16 protein-coding genes are annotated in these 15671 nt (G+C 64.3%); 10 read left to right on the top strand and 6 right to left on the bottom strand.

What is annotated here, in order from left to right; all coding sequences use genetic code 11:
• Positions 1-88: 88 nt before the first annotated feature.
• Entirely contained in the window at positions 89-1777 is a 1689-nt protein-coding gene (locus tag AB1Z25_RS05595) for an AMP-binding protein (protein WP_107799947.1), read from the bottom strand.
• Between the two features lie 147 nt (positions 1778-1924).
• Here AB1Z25_RS05595 and AB1Z25_RS05590 point away from each other — a divergent pair, with 147 nt between their 5' ends.
• Entirely contained in the window at positions 1925-2323 is a 399-nt protein-coding gene (locus AB1Z25_RS05590; protein WP_107799948.1) for a MerR family transcriptional regulator, read from the top strand.
• A 119-nt stretch (positions 2324-2442) separates the two neighbouring features.
• Here AB1Z25_RS05590 and AB1Z25_RS05585 read toward each other — a convergent pair whose 3' ends face one another.
• Both AB1Z25_RS05585 and AB1Z25_RS05580 read right to left on the bottom strand, forming a co-directional pair.
• Positions 2443-3060, bottom strand: coding sequence for a nitroreductase family protein (locus tag AB1Z25_RS05585; RefSeq protein ID WP_227107356.1), 618 nt, complete (start codon positions 3058-3060; stop codon positions 2443-2445).
• Between the two features lie 45 nt (positions 3061-3105).
• Complete coding sequence (locus AB1Z25_RS05580) at positions 3106-4008, bottom strand: EamA family transporter (protein ID WP_486637343.1); 903 nt, start codon at positions 4006-4008, stop codon at positions 3106-3108.
• A gap of 129 nt (positions 4009-4137) precedes the next feature.
• Here AB1Z25_RS05580 and AB1Z25_RS05575 point away from each other — a divergent pair, with 129 nt between their 5' ends.
• From AB1Z25_RS05575 to AB1Z25_RS05565, 3 genes are all read left to right on the top strand, one after another.
• Entirely contained in the window at positions 4138-4650 is a 513-nt protein-coding gene (locus AB1Z25_RS05575) for a MarR family winged helix-turn-helix transcriptional regulator (RefSeq protein WP_486636764.1), read from the top strand.
• Positions 4651-4754: 104 nt separating this feature from the next.
• On the top strand, positions 4755-6425 hold the full coding sequence (locus tag AB1Z25_RS05570; RefSeq protein ID WP_486636763.1) for a LytS/YhcK type 5TM receptor domain-containing protein: 1671 nt from the start codon (positions 4755-4757) through the stop codon (positions 6423-6425).
• Positions 6419-7147 (top strand): LytR/AlgR family response regulator transcription factor, encoded by a 729-nt coding sequence (locus tag AB1Z25_RS05565; RefSeq protein WP_048410449.1) that lies wholly within the window; start codon positions 6419-6421, stop codon positions 7145-7147. The genes AB1Z25_RS05570 and AB1Z25_RS05565 overlap by 7 nt, the downstream gene beginning before the upstream one ends.
• 44 nt (positions 7148-7191) lie before the next feature.
• Here AB1Z25_RS05565 and AB1Z25_RS05560 read toward each other — a convergent pair whose 3' ends face one another.
• Positions 7192-7530: a hypothetical protein gene (locus AB1Z25_RS05560; RefSeq protein WP_156183892.1), complete on the bottom strand. Its 339-nt coding sequence runs from the start codon at positions 7528-7530 to the stop codon at positions 7192-7194.
• A 210-nt stretch (positions 7531-7740) separates the two neighbouring features.
• Between AB1Z25_RS05560 and AB1Z25_RS05555 the strand changes: the two genes are divergently transcribed.
• Positions 7741-8955, top strand: a complete 1215-nt coding sequence (locus AB1Z25_RS05555; protein ID WP_048410450.1) for an L-lactate MFS transporter — start codon at positions 7741-7743, stop codon at positions 8953-8955.
• A 471-nt stretch (positions 8956-9426) separates the two neighbouring features.
• Here the strand turns inward: AB1Z25_RS05555 and AB1Z25_RS05550 are convergent, their stop codons facing one another.
• Positions 9427-9645 carry a hypothetical protein gene (locus tag AB1Z25_RS05550; RefSeq protein ID WP_227107349.1) on the bottom strand — a complete coding sequence of 73 codons (219 nt, stop codon included), beginning with the start codon at positions 9643-9645 and terminating at the stop codon, positions 9427-9429.
• A gap of 145 nt (positions 9646-9790) precedes the next feature.
• On the opposite strand from AB1Z25_RS05550, the gene AB1Z25_RS05545 reads away from it, so the two are divergent.
• A complete protein-coding gene (locus tag AB1Z25_RS05545; RefSeq protein ID WP_253315259.1) occupies positions 9791-10312 on the top strand; it encodes a hypothetical protein in 522 nt (173 codons plus the stop codon).
• Between the two features lie 374 nt (positions 10313-10686).
• Here AB1Z25_RS05545 and AB1Z25_RS05540 read toward each other — a convergent pair whose 3' ends face one another.
• On the bottom strand, positions 10687-11136 hold the full coding sequence (locus AB1Z25_RS05540) for a YaiI/YqxD family protein (protein ID WP_043593836.1): 450 nt from the start codon (positions 11134-11136) through the stop codon (positions 10687-10689).
• A 140-nt stretch (positions 11137-11276) separates the two neighbouring features.
• Between AB1Z25_RS05540 and AB1Z25_RS05535 the strand changes: the two genes are divergently transcribed.
• From AB1Z25_RS05535 to AB1Z25_RS05520, 4 genes are all read left to right on the top strand, one after another.
• Positions 11277-12446: an isovaleryl-CoA dehydrogenase gene (locus AB1Z25_RS05535; protein WP_081547845.1), complete on the top strand. Its 1170-nt coding sequence runs from the start codon at positions 11277-11279 to the stop codon at positions 12444-12446.
• A gap of 183 nt (positions 12447-12629) precedes the next feature.
• Positions 12630-12893: a hypothetical protein gene (locus AB1Z25_RS05530; RefSeq protein ID WP_486636762.1), complete on the top strand. Its 264-nt coding sequence runs from the start codon at positions 12630-12632 to the stop codon at positions 12891-12893.
• 8 nt (positions 12894-12901) lie between these two features.
• A complete protein-coding gene (locus AB1Z25_RS05525; protein WP_486636761.1) occupies positions 12902-14500 on the top strand; it encodes a carboxyl transferase domain-containing protein in 1599 nt (532 codons plus the stop codon).
• An 18-nt stretch (positions 14501-14518) separates the two neighbouring features.
• On the top strand, positions 14519-15382 hold the full coding sequence (locus tag AB1Z25_RS05520) for an enoyl-CoA hydratase/isomerase family protein (protein ID WP_486636760.1): 864 nt from the start codon (positions 14519-14521) through the stop codon (positions 15380-15382).
• Positions 15383-15671 lie beyond the last annotated feature (289 nt).

Here is a 15671-nt window from a genome sequence, read left to right as displayed (position 1 = left end):
ATTCCTCAGCTTAAAGATCAGTCTGGCGGCATTGTAAGCCAAAAAGCCCCGGCAAGCCGGGGCTTTTGCTCCCATTGTTTGAGACGGGTCAGGCGGTTTTGCCGTCCGCCAGACCCAACTTCTCCTTCATCTTCTCCCGCATGACGAATTTCTGAATCTTGCCGGTGATGGTCATCGGGAAACTATCGACGAATTCGATGTAACGCGGAATCTTGTAATGCGCGATCTGCCCCTGGCAAAAAGCACGGATATCGTCGGCGTCGGCGCTTTCGCCGTCGCGCAGCCGGATCCACGCGCACAACTCCTCGCCGAAGCGCTCGTCCGGCACCCCGATCACCTGCACGTCCTGAATCTTGGGATGGCGGTAGAGAAACTCCTCCACCTCGCGCGGATAGATGTTCTCGCCGCCGCGGATCACCATGTCCTTGACCCGGCCGACGATGTTGACGTAACCGTCCGCGTCCATCTCCGCCAAATCGCCGGTGCGCATCCAGCCGGCGGCGTCTATCGCCTCCGCGGTCTTGGCCGGGTCGCCCCAATAACCGGGCATCACCGAATAACCGCGCGTGCACAACTCGCCGCTCTGACCGCGCGGCGTGATGCGGCCTTCCACGTCCACGATCTTCACCTCCACGTGCGGATGGATGCGCCCCACCGTGGCCACGCGCTTGTCCAACGGCGTGTCGGTGGCGCTCTGGAAGCTCAGCGGGCTGGTCTCGGTCATGCCGTAGCCTATGGTCACCTGGCTCATATTGAGCTGGCTGGTCACCCGCTTCATCACCTCGATCGGACACGGGCTGCCGGCCATGATGCCGGTGCGCAACGTGGACACGTCGTAATCGGAGAAGTCCGGCCGATCCAGCACCGAGATGAACATCGTCGGCACCCCGTGCAGGCCGGTGCAGCCCTCCTCCTGCACCGTGCGCAACACCTCCTGCGCGTCGAAGCTCTCCGCCGGAAACACCATGGCCGCGCCGTGGCTCAGGCACAGCAAGGTGCCCAGCACCATGCCGAAGCAATGATAAAGCGGCACCGGGATGCACAGCCGGTCGTCCGGGCCGAAGGCCATCGCCGCGCCGGCGAAGTAAGCGTTGTTCAGGATATTGTGATGGGTCAGGGTGGCGCCCTTGGGGCTGCCGGTGGTGCCGGAGGTGAACTGGATATTGATCACGTCGTCAAACTGCAGCGTCTCGCCCAAGCGCTGCAACCCGGCTTTCTCCTCGGCCGACGGCGCGGCCATCAGATCGGCGAAATTAAACATGCCCGGCGTGCGCTGCCGCCCCAGACGGATGACGATTTCCAGCTGCGGCATGGCGGCGGACTTGAGCCGGCCCGGCTCGCTGGCGGCCAGCTCCGGCAGCAGATCCGCCGCCATCGCCAGGTAGTCGCTGCTCTTGAAGCTGGGCGACAGAATCAATGCGCGGCAGCCCACCTTGCTCAGCGCGTATTCCAGCTCGGAGCGGCGATAGGCCGGATTGATGTTGACCATGATCAGGCCGGCCTTGGCGGTGGCGAACTGAGTCAACACCCATTCCGCGTTGTTCTGCGACCAGATGCCGATGCGGTCGCCGGGCTTGAGTCCCAGCCGGATCAGGCCGCAGGCCAGCCGGTCCACCTGCTCGCGCAATTCCTCGTAACTCCAGCGTATCTGCTGATGGCGCACCACCAGCGCTTCGCGGCGGCCGTGCTCGCGGCAGGTCTGGTCGAACAACTGGCCTATGGTCTGGCCGATCAAGGCTTGCGGGCTGGCGCCGTGGACATAGCTGGGCAAGGTCATCGAATCTCTCTCTCCTGGTGGACGGTACGCATCGCTTTTGTTTTTTTCATTCATCCCACAAGTTGACGATTACGTAAACGTAAATCATGCTAGGGCTGAGAACGCGTTAAAAAAAAGCTACAATCGCCGCTTGCCTTGGAACACACCATGACCGAACCCGAATTCTTCAGCATCTCCGACCTGGCGCGCGACTTCGACGTCACCCTGCGCACCATCCGCTTCTACGAGGAACAGGGCCTGATAGAACCGCAGCGCGACGGCCGCCAGCGGGTGTTCAACCGCCGCGACCGCGCCCGGCTCAAGCTGATCCTGCGCGGCAAGCGCATCGGCCTGTCCTTGTCCGACATCCGCGAAATCCTGGACCTGTACGAGCAGGCCCACGACGAGGCCAGCCAGTCGCAAAAACTGCTGGACCTGGTGCTGGAACGCCGCCGCCTGCTGGAAGAACAGCGCCGAGACATCGACGCGGTGCTGGAAGAAATCACCCGCCTGGAAAGCCACTGCCGCACGGTGCTGGCGCAGCCGCCGGCCGCGCGCAGCGCCTGAGAACCTGTTTACGATCTGCTGCGCGTCGACGATACCGCGTTGGAACCGAGCTCAAAATGCTCATGCACCACGCGGACATTGAGCTGGCTCTCAAAACCAGTTCACGATCAAGCAGGCCATCAAGCCCACACCATCACCTCGGCCACCGGCCGACGCGGCTTCTGCGGCCAATTGCCGGCCGCCGCCCGCCCCACCGTCACCAGCATCACCGGCAACTCGTCCGCGCCCAGACCAAACTCCCGCGCCACCGCGGCCGCGTCGAAACCGCCCATCGCGCAACTGGCCAGGCCGCGTTCCTCCGCCGCCAGCAGCAGCACCATCGTCGCCAATGAGGCGGAACGGATCGCCTCGTCGCGCTGCGCGCGCGCGTCGTCCCGGTGGGCGTTCTCCGCCGCGCGCAGCCAGCTGTCGCCGACCTCCGGCGGCAGAATGCCCGCGTCCACCGCCGGCCGCAGCGACGCCTCCAGCCCGCGATGCGCGTTCAGCGTGCCGCAGCAGATGAAGGTCACCGCCGCGTCCGCCACTTTTTGCTGGCCGTAGCTGGCCGCCTGCAAACGGCGCTTGGCCTCGGCGCTGCGCACCGCGACGAACTTCCAGTTCTGCAAATGATAGGCCGACGGCGCGCGGGTGGCGGCGTTCAGCAACTGCTCGATCTCCGCGTCCGCCAACACATGGGAGGGATCGAAGTGATTGGCCGACACACGCTGGTCCAGCAGGGTTTGCAAAGCGCTCTTCATGAACAGACTCCTTATCTGATTGCTGCTGATTGATTCCATTACCGCTCAAGACCGCGCGCGCGCCGCGCCGGCCATGATCTGCTTGTCCGCCGGCGGCGGCGCGGCCATGCTGCGCTGCACCGCCAGCACGCTGGCCAGCACCGTGGCCAGGCCGGCCAGCTGCAGCGGCCCCAAGGCCTGCCCCAGCAACAGCCAGCCCAACAGCACCGCCGTCAGCGGGCTGAGCAGGCCCAGCGAGGACACCGCCACCGGCGACAGCCGCGCCAGCCCGCGAAACCACAATAAATAGGCCAGCAAGGCGCCGAACAGGCAGAGATAGCCGTACCCCAGCCACTGCGTCGCGCCCAGCGCCGGCAAGGCCGGGTCCAGCGCCCAGGCCAGCGGCGCCAGCATCAGCCCGCCCAGGGCCAGTTGCCAGCCGGTCAAGGCGGCGAGCGGCGCGCTCGGCCGCCAGCGCCGGGTCAGATAAGTGCCGCTGGCCATCGCCACCGCGCCGCCCAGCGCCGCCAACATGCCGACGCCGTCCCAGACCGCGCCCGGCGACAACAGCAAGGCCGCCATGCCCGCCACCCCGGCGATGCCGGCCCAGGCGGCCGTCCGCGCCGGGCTGCGGCCGTCCAGCCCCCAGGCCAGGCCCATCACCAGCAGCGGCTGGGTGGCGCCCAGCACCGCGGCCAGGCCGCCCGGCAAACGGTAGGCGGCCACGAACAGCAGCGCCTGGAACACGCAGATATTCAAGGCGGACAAGACCAGCAGCCGACCCCACTCGCCGCGCCGCGGCAGGTGGCGGCCGGCCAGGATCAACAACAAGCCGGCCGGCAACACCCGCAGCAAGGCGGCGGTGAACGGCCGGTCCGGCGGCAGCAGCTGGGTGGTGACAATATAGGTGGAGCCCCAGATCGCCGGAGCCAGCGCGGTCAACAACACATCGCTCCAACGGGAGGCCATCAGGCGCGCAGACATGGGCATTCCTTTCGCAATCGCTTATAATCGCATCGAAAACTGACTTGAATTCAAGATAACATTGCCTTGAATTCAAGACAAATAAAATCTTGAATTCAAGATAAAGGAATGCGCATGACGCAACAGAACGCCGGCGACGCCGTGGACGCCATCCTGGCGCAATGGCACCGGGAACGGCCGGACCTGGACGTGGCGCCGATGGGCCTGATCGGCCGGCTGCGCCGCTGCTCCGTGCTGCTGCAGCACAGGCTGGACGCCACTTTCGAGCAATTCTGCCTCAGCGGCTGGGAGTTCGACGTGCTGGCCACGCTCAGACGCGCCGGCGCGCCGCACAGCCTGGCGCCCACCGCGCTGTTCTCCTCGCTGATGATCAGCTCCGGCACCATGACCCACCGGCTGAAAGTGCTGGAAAGCAAGGGCTGGATCGAACGCGCCGCCTGCGCCGAGGACGCGCGCAGCACCCTGGTGCGCTTGACCGAGAGCGGGCTGGAACTGATAGACCGCGCCGTCACCGCCCACGTGGCCAACGAGCACGCCATCCTGTCCGGCCTCAACCAGCGCAGCCAGGACGCGCTGGACCGCAAGCTGGCGGAGTTGCTGGCGGCCTTGGAGCCTCCTGCGGCATGACGCCCGCCTAATCTGCGCCCGCCTGCGGCCAAAGCGCGCCGCATGGCTTAAAATCAGGGCTTGAGGCCGGCCCGAGCGGGCGCGGCCGCCCCACTCCCGACGCCATGATAGAAAACCAAGCCATGCTGCTGGCGGTGTTCGAACGGGCGGCGCTGATGTTGATGGCGCTGTTCTTCCTCACCCGCACCCGCCCGTTTCAACACCTGTTGCGCAAACAGGACCACAGCCCGGCCGAACTGGCGGCGGTATCGCTGCTGTTCTGCCTGTTCGCCGTGTTCAGCACCTATACCGGCATTCCGGTGGACGGCTCTCTGGTCAATGTGCGCATCATCGCCATCCTGTCCGGCGGCATCCTGTTCGGCCCCTGGGTGGGGATACCGGCCGGCATCGTCTCCGGCCTGCACCGCTACCTGATCGACATCAACGGCTACACCTCGCTGCCCTGCCTGATCTCCAGCGTCTGCGCCGGCCTGCTGGCCACCTGGATACACTGCCGCGCCGACCGGGGGCGGCTGTGGCTGTACGGCATCCTGGCCGGCATGCTGTGCGAAGGGCTGACCATGGGCCTGATCCTGCTCTTGACCGAGCCGGCGGTGGGCATGCCCATCGTCAGCCACATCGCCTTCCCGATGATTGTCGGCACCGTCTGCGTCGGCCTGATCATCAAGCTGGTGCAAGACCTGAACGACGAAAAAGAACTGCTGGCCGCGCGCCAGGCCAAGCTGGCGCTGACCATCGCCAACCGCACCCTGCCCTATTTCCAGAACCTGGACCGCGACGCCATGGTCCAGGTCTGCACCGTGATCCGCGACCAGCTGGACGCCGACGCGGTGGCCATCACCAATACCTCGGACGTGCTGGCCTATGTCGGCCTGGGCAAGGACTACTACGAGATGGACGAGCACTCCGCCATCGGCGCCATCACCCGCCAGGCCATCGCCGGCGACCAGATCATCATCGAGAACAACCTGCAGCAATACCACCTGGCGGACTTCCACTCCGTCATCATCATCCCGCTGCGCGAAAAGGCCGGCGTCAGCGGCACCCTGAAAATCTTCTACCGCAAGAGCCACGGCATCAGCACGCCGCTGCGCGAAGTGGCGGTGGGCCTGTCCCAACTGATCTCCACCCAGATGGAAGTGTCGCGGGTCAAGCAGCTGGAAGAAATGGCGCGCAAGGCGGAATTCAGCGCGCTGCAAAGCAAGATCAACCCGCATTTCCTGTTCAACGCCCTGAACGCCATCTCCTCGCTGATCCGCATCCAGCCACAGCAGGCGCGCCAACTGATCGCCAACCTGGCGGACTACCTGCGCTACAACCTGTCGCTGGGCGACCGGCTGATCGACATCCAGGAAGAACTGCAGCAAGTGCGCGACTACGTGGCGATAGAACAGGCGCGCTTCGGCGCCAAGCTGACGGTGGACTTCGACATCGACGACGTGCACGTGCGCATCCCCAGCCTGCTGTTGCAGCCGCTGGTGGAAAACGCCATCCTGCACGGCATCCAGCCGCGCAAGGAGCCGGGACGGGTCAGCATCGCGGTCAAGCGCGACGGCGGCAAGGTCCATGTCTGCGTGCGCGACACCGGCTACGGCGTCAGCCAGGAAGTGCTGGACGGCGTGGCCGCCGGCACGCTGTCCAGCCGCAGCATCGGCCTGAGCAACGTCAACCAGCGGCTCAAGCTGCTATACGGCGAGGGCTTGCGGCTGACCCGGCTGGAGCCCGGCACCGCCGTTTGTTTCGACCTGCCCGCCGCCGAGGAGCCGACATGCTGAAAGCCCTGATCGTGGAAGACGAATACCTGGCGCGCGAAGAGCTGGCCTATTTGATCCGCGAGCACAGCCGCATCGACATCGTCGCCAGCGTGGAGGACGGGCTGGAAGCGTTCAAATTCCTACAGGAACACGAAGTGGACGTGGTGTTCCTGGACATCAACATCCCGTCGATTGACGGCCTGCTGCTGGCCAAGAACCTGCACAAATCGTCGCGGCCGCCGCGCATCGTCTTCGTCACCGCTTACAAGGAGTTCGCGGTGGAAGCGTTTGAAGTGGAGGCTTTCGACTACATCCTGAAGCCCTACAACGAGGCCCGCATCATCAATCTGCTGGCCAAGCTGGAAGCGCAAACGCCGCCAGCCGCCGCCGCGCCTGCCGAAGCCCCGGCCGCCAGCCGCACCGTCAACCTGGTCAAGGGCGACAGCATCATCGTCACCCCCTGCGAGCAGATCTACTACGCCGAGGCCGACGAGAAAGTCACCCTGGTCTACACCGCGCACGACCGCTACGTGATGTCGATGAGCATCAGCGAATTCGTCGCCCGCCTGCCGGCCGACAGCTTCTTCCGCTGCCACCGCTCCTACTGCGTCAACATCCACAAAATCCGCGAAATCGCGCCCTGGCTCAACAGCACCTACATCATCAAGCTGTACGACCTGAAAGCCGAGATTCCGGTCAGCCGCAGCAATATCAAGGCTTTCCGGCAGTTGATGCATCTTTGAAAAACAAGACAGCCAAAGCAGCCCAATAGGGCTGCCGGCGGCGACTACTGATTCAATTCACAGCCGTACTGTCGAATTGCCACCTGCTCTTCTTCATTGATCCGCGCCAATTCAACATTCTTCAACAACACCAGCTTGATCGGCAGCGACTGCAATACTGCGGCATGCAATGCTCGATGCACGTTTCTAAAGCCCTCCGGCTTACTTCGCCGGTATGGCAGGCCGGCCAATAAGCGACGTACATTTCTCGAGTAATGCTTCAATGGTCGTCGGCTTCCCCTACTCGCTTTCCCGATATAACGCAGACCGCCGATTTCCCACAAATAGAGCAAAGGCAGCCCCTCGTCTACGCCATTGCCATCAAACTCAAACTGAAAGTCCACCCAACCACTCTCCCCGCCAATTCCATTGGCAAGCCAGCATCGTAGCGTAAATGCCAAGCGCCCACGCGCGCCATTTTCAGGGCCTGCAACTGGTTCGCCGCCGTCTGCACTTCATTCCGCGCCGCCTGCATCTCATGCCGCCGCCGCGCCCCCTACATAAGCACAGGCTTATAGTCACACCAACAGTAATGACTTTAAGCGAGCAGCGCCATGAACGCCTCAAACTCCATCCGCTACCGTACCCTGGCCGGCACCGTCCTCACCCAATTCGCTTTGGGCTCCGTCTACACCTGGAGCCTGTTCAACGCCCAACTCTCCGCCAAGCTGTCCGAGCCGGTCAGCCAGGTGGCTTTCGCCTTCGGCCTGCTCAGCCTGGCGCTGGCGGTGGCCTCCTCGCTGGCCGGCAAACTGCAAGAACGCTTCGGCGTGCAGCGCGTCACCCTGGGCGCCGGCCTGATGCTGGGCCTGGGCTTCTTCCTCACCGCCCAAGCCAATAATCTGGTCATGCTCTATCTGTGCGCCGGCGTGCTGGTGGGCCTGGCCGACGGCGCCGGCTACCTGCTGACGCTGTCCAACTGCGTCAAATGGTTTCCGGAGCGTAAGGGCCTGGTATCCGCCTGCGCCATCGGCGCTTACGGCCTGGGCAGCCTGGGCTTCAAATACATCAATCTGGCGCTGCTAGCCCGCTTCAGCCTGGAAACCACCTTTGAGCTGTGGGGCCTGATCGCCATGGCCATGGTGGTGGCCGGCAGCCTGCTGATGCGCGACGCGCCGCAGCAGCAAGCCGCCGCGCAGCAGAACGCCAGCCATGACTACACCCTGGCCGAGGCGATGCGCCAACCGCAGTACTGGATGCTGGCGCTGATGTTCCTGACCGTGTGCATGAGCGGCCTGTACGTGATCGGCGTGGCCAAGGACATCGGCGAAAGCTATGTGCACCTGCCGGCGCTGACCGCCGCCAACGCCGTCGCGGTGATCGCGGTGGCCAATCTGTCCGGCCGCCTGGTGCTGGGCATTCTCTCCGACAAGATGCCGCGCATCCGGGTGATCACCATCGCCCAGATTGCCGCGCTGGCCGGCATGCTGACCCTGCTGTTCGTGCCCCTGAACGCCACCCTGTTCTTCCTGGCCATCGCCTGCGTCGCCTTCAGCTTCGGCGGCACCATCACCGTCTACCCCTCGCTGGTCAGCGATTTCTTCGGCCTCAACAACCTGACCAAGAACTACGGCGTGATCTATCTGGGCTTCGGCATCGGCAGCATCGTCGGCTCCATCGTCGCTTCGCTGTTCGGCGGCTTCCTGGCCACCTTCCATCTGATCCTGGCGCTGTTGATCGTCGCGCTGCTGTTCTCGCTGACCATACGTCAGCCGGGCAGCAGCAAAGAAGCGGAGTTCGAAGCCGAGCCGCACCTGGGCAAGGCCTGATTCCCGCGCCACTCGCCGCAACGCCCCCGTTTTGGGGGCGTTGTTGTTTGGGGAGCTTGGTGGCTGTCGCTGGTGGGTATCGCCTGCGGCTCCACCCACCCTACCCATGACGAGCGGCCGCGCGTAGGGTGGGAGGAGCGTAGCGATACCCACGCGGAACCCCACTGCGCCACGCAAGATGATGGTGGCGATCCACCTTACCGGACCCTGCCGGCTTGACGCCCTCCCGCGCCTCCCCAAACAATAGCCCCCGCGCCGCAGTAATCGCGGCGCTCGGGTTTAGTCTCCCCAATACGAATCACTGCAACAGATGCGCTGTTTCCACAGCGCATCTGTTGCCATTGCTTTGCCTATGCGGACGGGCCGTGGCAAGTGGCGCCCTCACGGGCGCGCCGGCTTTTGCAGTGACTCACCGGTAGACTAACTCTTGTCATGTGCCCGCCCTACCTCTTTGCTGCATGGCCCTTCTGCTCAAGAGCTTACAAAGGGTAGAGCTTGTCCATTCGGCATTAGGCTGCGCAGAGTTTGATTTCGGCGGTCCTTTTCTTTGCTAGACTTCGTCGGCTTGACGCCCTCCCGCTCCTCCCCAACAATAGCCCCCGCGCCGCAACAATCGCGGCGCTCGGGATTGGCCTCCTGAATTGAAATGTCGTCGCGGATGCGCTGTTTCCACAGCGTATCCGCTGCCATTGCTTTGCCTATTCGGGCGGGCCATGGCAAGTGGCGCCCCTCGAGGGCGCGCCGGCTTTGTACGACATATCACCGGTAGGCCAACTCTTGTCATGTGCCCGCCCTGCCGCCTTGCGGCATGGCCCTTCTGCTCAGGAGGTTGCAAATGGTAAAGCCTGTCCGTCCGGTGCTAGGCATCGAACTCTCTCCGTCCTCTGCTGAAACCCAAGACATCCATCAGGACGCCTCTCCACTCCCGCCGCTAGGGCCGCGTTCCCGCTACCGGTTTGCCGGCCCCCACGCCAAAGACCTCAGCCTGCCCTTCATCCGCCGCATCAAAGGCCGTACCTATCCGCATTACTGGCAGCCGGCCGAGGCCAAGAATGAGTTCGAAGCCTGCGCCTTGGGTCGCCAGTACGCCGCCCATCTGGCGCAGTTGCTGAAGCTCAACCGCCAGCATTCCGGGCGCGGACTGCTGTTCCGCATCACTAACGACATGGATTTCAGCGAGCGCGGCCACCGCCGCAGCATGTGCAAAAGCTTCTTCAACTATCTGGAGATACTGCTGAACTTGGGAGTGCAACAGGTCGACCTGCCGAAGCATGTGGAGGCGATGCAACGCTTCCATCTCAGCCTGGACGAATTGAACACCTTGCAGAGGAAGCCACGGCGCAAGAAGAAGGGCTAAGGCCGTGTTCACGATTTTTTAACCACGGGTTCGGCAGTGTTAGATACGGAGGAGACCGCGTATTCGATGCGCCCCAACTCCCTTCAAGCCTGCCGACGGGTGGCAGGCCCGAGGTCTTAAGCGGCTGCCCTGTTTGAGCGATTTGACGTTAGCAAATCGCGAGTTCAGCCGCGCCTCGGGCCTGACGGGAACCGGCGGGAAGCCGCAGGCCAGGCTTGCAGGGCGGCCTTTGGGGTGAAGGGGAATTTGGCCGAGCAAATTCCCCTTCCTGCCCGCCGGGCAGCCCCGGCAATCAAAATCATCATCCGCGCAGCGGATTCAATATCGCAAATACGTTTGTAAAGCTGCCCAAAAAACGGAGCGCCAAGCTCGCCTCAGCCCCGCCGCTTCGCCAGCCAGATATCCAACTGCCGGGCGAAAGCCTGGCGGTCCGCCTGGCTCAAGGGCGGCGGGCCTTCGGTCTGCACGCCGCTGGCGCGCAGCGTGTCCATGAAATCCCGCATCGTCAGCTGCGCGGCGATGGTGTCCGGCGAATACACATCGCCGCGCCAGTTCAGCGCCTGCGCACCCTTGCCCAAGGCCTCGGACGCCAAGGGAATGTCGCCGGTGATCAAGAGATCGTTCGCCGCGATGCGGCGGACAATCTCGTTGTCGGCCACGTCAAAACCCTTGGGCACTTGCAAGGCGCGGATGTTGGGCGCTTTCGGCACCGTCAATAGCTGATTGGCGACGAACACCAGCTCCACGCCGGTGCGCTGCGCCGCCCGGCACAATGTTTCGCGGATCACCTTGGGACAGGCGTCCGCGTCCACCCATATCGTCATGTCTGTTCTCTGCATGCAAACCCGGCCATGATAACGGTTTCGCGCTGGTTTCCGTCGTTGCCATGTTGACGCTTACGTAAACGTAAGTAATGATAGAGCATATCACGCGAATCACGCGCGCCCATCAGAGGAGAGAAACCATGTACAGCAGCCTGCGCTTCGCCTTTGGCGACACCTACGATATGTTGCGCGAAACCGCGCGCGACTTCGCCCAAAGCGAAATCGCCCCGCGCGCCGCCGACATCGACCGCGACAACCTGTTCCCGGCCGATCTGTGGCGCAAGTTCGGCGATCTGGGCCTGCTGGGCATGACGGTGGACGAGCAGTACGGCGGCACCCAGATGGGCTATCTGGCTCATATGATCGCCATGGAGGAAATCAGCCGCGCCTCCGCCTCGGTGGGCCTGTCCTACGGCGCGCACTCCAATCTCTGCGTCAACCAGATCCACAAGAACGGCAATGACGAACAAAAACGCCGGCTGCTGCCCAAGCTGGTGTCCGGCGAGCATGTCGGCGCGCTGGCGATGTCCGAGCCCAACGCCGGCTCCGACGTGGTCAGCATGAAGCTGAAGGCCGACAAGGCCGACGGCGGCTACCTGCTCAACGGCAGCAAGATGTGGATCACCAACGGCGGCGACGCGGACGTGATGGTGGTGTACGCCAAGACCGACGTCAGCGCCGGCGCCAAGGGCATCACCGCCTTCATCGTGGAGCGCGGCTTCGCCGGCTTCAGCCACGGCAGCAAGCTGGACAAGCTGGGCATGCGCGGCTCCAACACCTACCCCATGTTCTTCGACAACTGTTTCGTGCCGGACGCCAATGTGCTGGGCGGCGAAGGCAACGGCGTCAAGGTGCTGATGAGCGGCCTGGACTATGAGCGCGCGGTGCTGGCCGCCGGCCCGCTGGGCATCATGCAGGCCTGCATGGACATCACCGTGCCTTACCTGAACGACCGCAAGCAGTTTGGTCAGGCCATCGGCGATTTCCAGCTGATGCAGGGCAAGCTGGCGGACATGTACGTCAAGCTGTCCGCCAGCCGCGCCTATGTCTACGCGGTGGGCCAGGCGCTGGACCGCGGCGAAACCGGCCGCCAGACCCGCAAGGACGCCGCCGGCGCCATCCTGTACGCGGCGGAGGGCGCCACTCAGATGGCGCTGGACGCCATCCAGTGCCTGGGCGGCAACGGCTATATCAATGAATACGCCACCGGCCGCCTGCTGCGCGACGCCAAGCTGTACGAGATCGGCGCCGGCACCAGCGAAATCCGCCGCTGGCTGATAGGCCGCGAACTGATGGCGGAAACCCGGTAATCGCGGCGGATACAGTGCCTGATGCCGCGTTGCGCCGCCTGGCCGGACCGTATGTGCTATCTGCGGCGGCGCGCCTGGTCTCGGGCGATGTATCCAGCCATGCCGCCATACGCTTCCGCTTGGCCAGGACTGACCTCATCTGCGGCCGAGCTCAGTTGCCTGTAGAAACATGGAATTGACCAAATGAAGCAAGTACATACAGCGCCTTTTGATATTCAAGCACTGGCCGATGAGGTTGAGCGCGACGGCTTGGCCATCCTGTCTTCAGGCACCAGCTTTCAACGGCAAACCGGCAAGCAAGTCATTGCGGCATTGGAAGATCGTTCCATCCAAGCCCTGTCCACCGAATCAGGCGCCCCAAACTTTCTTCACTGCATTTTTGACATTGAAGAATTCACATCGCTAGAAGCTGCTGCTATTGGTCAATCCTTGGATAAAGAAGAATAGAGATAGCCATGCCCATCCTCGAATCCAAACTCTCGCCGCGCGCGGCGGATTTCCAGGCCAACGCCGACAAGATGCGCGCGCTGGTGACCGATCTGCGCGACAAGGTGGCCAAGGCCGCGCTGGGCGGCGGCGACAAGGCGCGCGCCAAGCACGCCGCCCGCGGCAAGCTGCTGCCGCGCGAGCGCATTGATCTGCTGCTGGACCCCGGCGCGCCCTTTCTGGAGCTGTCCCAGCTGGCCGCCTTCGGCATGTACGACGACGACGCGCCCGGCGCCGGCCTGATCAGCGGCATCGGCCGCGTCGCCGGCGTGGATTGCCTGATCATCGCCAACGACGCCACGGTCAAGGGCGGCACTTATTACCCGATGACGGTGAAGAAGCATCTGCGCGCCCAGGAGATTGCGCGCGACAACCGCCTGCCCTGCGTCTATCTGGTGGATTCCGGCGGCGCCTTCCTGCCCTTGCAGGACGAGGTGTTCCCGGACCGCGAGCACTTCGGCCGCATCTTCTACAACCAGGCCAATCTGTCCGCCGCCGGCATTCCGCAGATCGCGGTGGTGATGGGCAGTTGCACCGCCGGCGGCGCGTATGTGCCGGCGATGTCGGACGAAACCGTCATCGTCAAGGAACAAGGCACCATCTTCCTGGGCGGCCCGCCGCTGGTGAAGGCGGCCACCGGCGAGGTGGTGACGGCGGAGGAACTGGGCGGCGGCGATGTGCACGCCCGCGTGTCCGGCGTGGCCGACCACCTGGCGCAGAACGACGCCCACGCGCTGTCCATCGCCCGCCGCATCGTGTCCGGCCTCAACTGGCGCAAGCAGGGCGAGCTGGACCGCGCCGAGCCGCGCCCGCCGCGCTACGCGGCCGAGGAAATCTACGGCGTGATCCCGGCGGACCCGAAAAAACCCTTCGACGTGCGCGAGATCATCGCCCGGCTGGTGGATGATTCCGAGTTCGACGAGTTCAAGCAGAACTACGGCGCCACCCTGATCACCGGCTTCGCCCGGCTGAACGGCTACCGCGTCGGCATCATCGCCAACAACGGCATCCTGTTCTCCGAGTCCGCGCTCAAGGGCGCGCACTTCGTCGAGCTGTGCTGCCAGCGCGGCATTCCGCTGCTGTTCCTGCAAAACATCACCGGCTTCATGGTGGGCAAGAAGTACGAGAACGGCGGCATCGCCAAGGACGGCGCCAAACTGGTCACCGCCGTGGCCTGCGCCCGCGTGCCCAAGTTCACCGTGCTGATAGGCGGCAGCTTCGGCGCCGGCAATTACGGCATGTGCGGCCGCGCTTATTCTCCGCGCTTCCTGTGGATGTGGCCGAATAGCCGCATCTCGGTGATGGGCGGCGAGCAGGCGGCCGGCGTGCTGGCCCAGGTGAAGAAGGAACAACTGGGCGACGCCTTCGGCGCCGAGCAGGAAGAAGCGCTGAAAGCGCCGGTGCGCGAGCAGTACGAACGCCAGGGCCACCCCTATTACGCCAGCGCGCGCTTGTGGGACGATGGGGTGATAGACCCGGCGCAAACCCGCGAGGTGCTGAGCCTGGCGCTGGAAGCGGCGCTGTCCGCGCCAGTGGAAAGCACCCGCTTCGGCGTGTTCCGGATGTGACGGCCAAAGGTGACGCAGATGAGTTACTCCACGCTTGAAATCGAACACAGCGGCAAGACCGCGACGATCTGGATGAACCGGCCGGACGTTCACAATGCGATGAACGAAACCCTGATCGCCGAGCTGACCGCCGCCTTCACCCATTTGCAGTTGCAGGCGGACTGCCGCGCCATCGTGCTGGCCGGCCGCGGCAAGAGCTTTTCCGCCGGCGCGGACCTGGACTGGATGCGCCGCGCCGCCGGCTACGGCGAGGAGCAGAACCTGGCCGACGCGCAGCGGCTGGCGGCCATGCTCAAGAGCATCTACCGCAGCAAGAAGCCGGTGATCGCCCGCATCCACGGCGCGGCGCTGGCCGGCGGCACCGGCCTGGCGGCGGTCTGCGATGTGGCCATCGCCACCGAGGCCGCCAAGTTCGGCCTGACCGAGGTGAGGCTGGGCCTGGTGCCGGCCACCATCGGTCCCTATGTGGCCGACGCGATAGGCTGGCGTCAGGCGCGGCGTTATTTCCTGTCCGCCGAGCGCATCGACGCCGCCACCGCGCTGCGCATCGGCCTGGTGCACGAGCTGGTGCCGGCGGAGGCGCTGGACGCGCGCGTGGCCGACATCGCCGAGGCGATGGCCCAGGGCGCGCCGCAGGCGCTGTCCTCGGCCAAGGACTTGCTGGCCATGCTGCGCGAGGGCTCGCCCTGGGACGATCAATTGCTGGAGGACACCGCCGGCCAGATCGCCAGCGTGCGCGCCGGCGCCGAGGCGCGCGAGGGCCTGGCTGCCTTCTTCGAAAAACGCGCGCCGAACTGGCTGGAAGCAGGCCTGGACGCCCCCTCTCCCCAACCCCTCTCCCACAAGGGGAGAGGGGCTTTGGGTGGCGACGTCGACAAGTGACTTTGACCAAACGAGATTCGGCGGTTGAAACGGCAACAACGCTTGATCTCTCCCCCTCACGGGAGAGAGGCTTTGGGTGGCGACGTCGACAAGTGACTTTGACCGAACGAGATTCGGCGGTTGAAACGGCAACAACGCTTGATCTCTCCCCCTCACGGGAGAGAGGCTTTGGGTGGCGACGTCGACAAGTGACTTTGACCGAACGAGATTCGGCGGTTGAAACGGCAACAACGCTTGATCACTCCCCTCTCCCCCTCGCGAGAGAGGGGCTTTGGGTGGCGACGTTGAC

It is taken from the genome of Chromobacterium sp. HL1, from assembly GCF_057418835.1.
This window is presented reverse-complemented; position numbering and strand designations above follow the sequence as displayed.

Excerpts from the sequence above, each read along its gene's own strand:
- AB1Z25_RS05595 (WP_107799947.1), bottom strand. The coding sequence starts at position 1,777 with ATGACCTTGCCCAGCTATGTCCACGGCGCCAGCCCGCAAGCCTTGATC.
- AB1Z25_RS05590 (WP_107799948.1), top strand. The coding sequence starts at position 1,925 with ATGACCGAACCCGAATTCTTCAGCATCTCCGACCTGGCGCGCGACTTC.
- AB1Z25_RS05585 (WP_227107356.1), bottom strand. The coding sequence starts at position 3,060 with ATGAAGAGCGCTTTGCAAACCCTGCTGGACCAGCGTGTGTCGGCCAAT.
- AB1Z25_RS05580 (WP_486637343.1), bottom strand. The coding sequence starts at position 4,008 with ATGGCCTCCCGTTGGAGCGATGTGTTGTTGACCGCGCTGGCTCCGGCG.
- AB1Z25_RS05575 (WP_486636764.1), top strand. The coding sequence starts at position 4,138 with ATGACGCAACAGAACGCCGGCGACGCCGTGGACGCCATCCTGGCGCAA.
- AB1Z25_RS05570 (WP_486636763.1), top strand. The coding sequence starts at position 4,755 with ATGATAGAAAACCAAGCCATGCTGCTGGCGGTGTTCGAACGGGCGGCG.
- AB1Z25_RS05565 (WP_048410449.1), top strand. The coding sequence starts at position 6,419 with ATGCTGAAAGCCCTGATCGTGGAAGACGAATACCTGGCGCGCGAAGAG.
- AB1Z25_RS05555 (WP_048410450.1), top strand. The coding sequence starts at position 7,741 with ATGAACGCCTCAAACTCCATCCGCTACCGTACCCTGGCCGGCACCGTC.
- AB1Z25_RS05550 (WP_227107349.1), bottom strand. The coding sequence starts at position 9,645 with ATGGCAGCGGATACGCTGTGGAAACAGCGCATCCGCGACGACATTTCA.
- AB1Z25_RS05545 (WP_253315259.1), top strand. The coding sequence starts at position 9,791 with ATGGTAAAGCCTGTCCGTCCGGTGCTAGGCATCGAACTCTCTCCGTCC.
- AB1Z25_RS05540 (WP_043593836.1), bottom strand. The coding sequence starts at position 11,136 with ATGACGATATGGGTGGACGCGGACGCCTGTCCCAAGGTGATCCGCGAA.
- AB1Z25_RS05535 (WP_081547845.1), top strand. The coding sequence starts at position 11,277 with ATGTACAGCAGCCTGCGCTTCGCCTTTGGCGACACCTACGATATGTTG.
- AB1Z25_RS05530 (WP_486636762.1), top strand. The coding sequence starts at position 12,630 with ATGAAGCAAGTACATACAGCGCCTTTTGATATTCAAGCACTGGCCGAT.
- AB1Z25_RS05525 (WP_486636761.1), top strand. The coding sequence starts at position 12,902 with ATGCCCATCCTCGAATCCAAACTCTCGCCGCGCGCGGCGGATTTCCAG.
- AB1Z25_RS05520 (WP_486636760.1), top strand. The coding sequence starts at position 14,519 with ATGAGTTACTCCACGCTTGAAATCGAACACAGCGGCAAGACCGCGACG.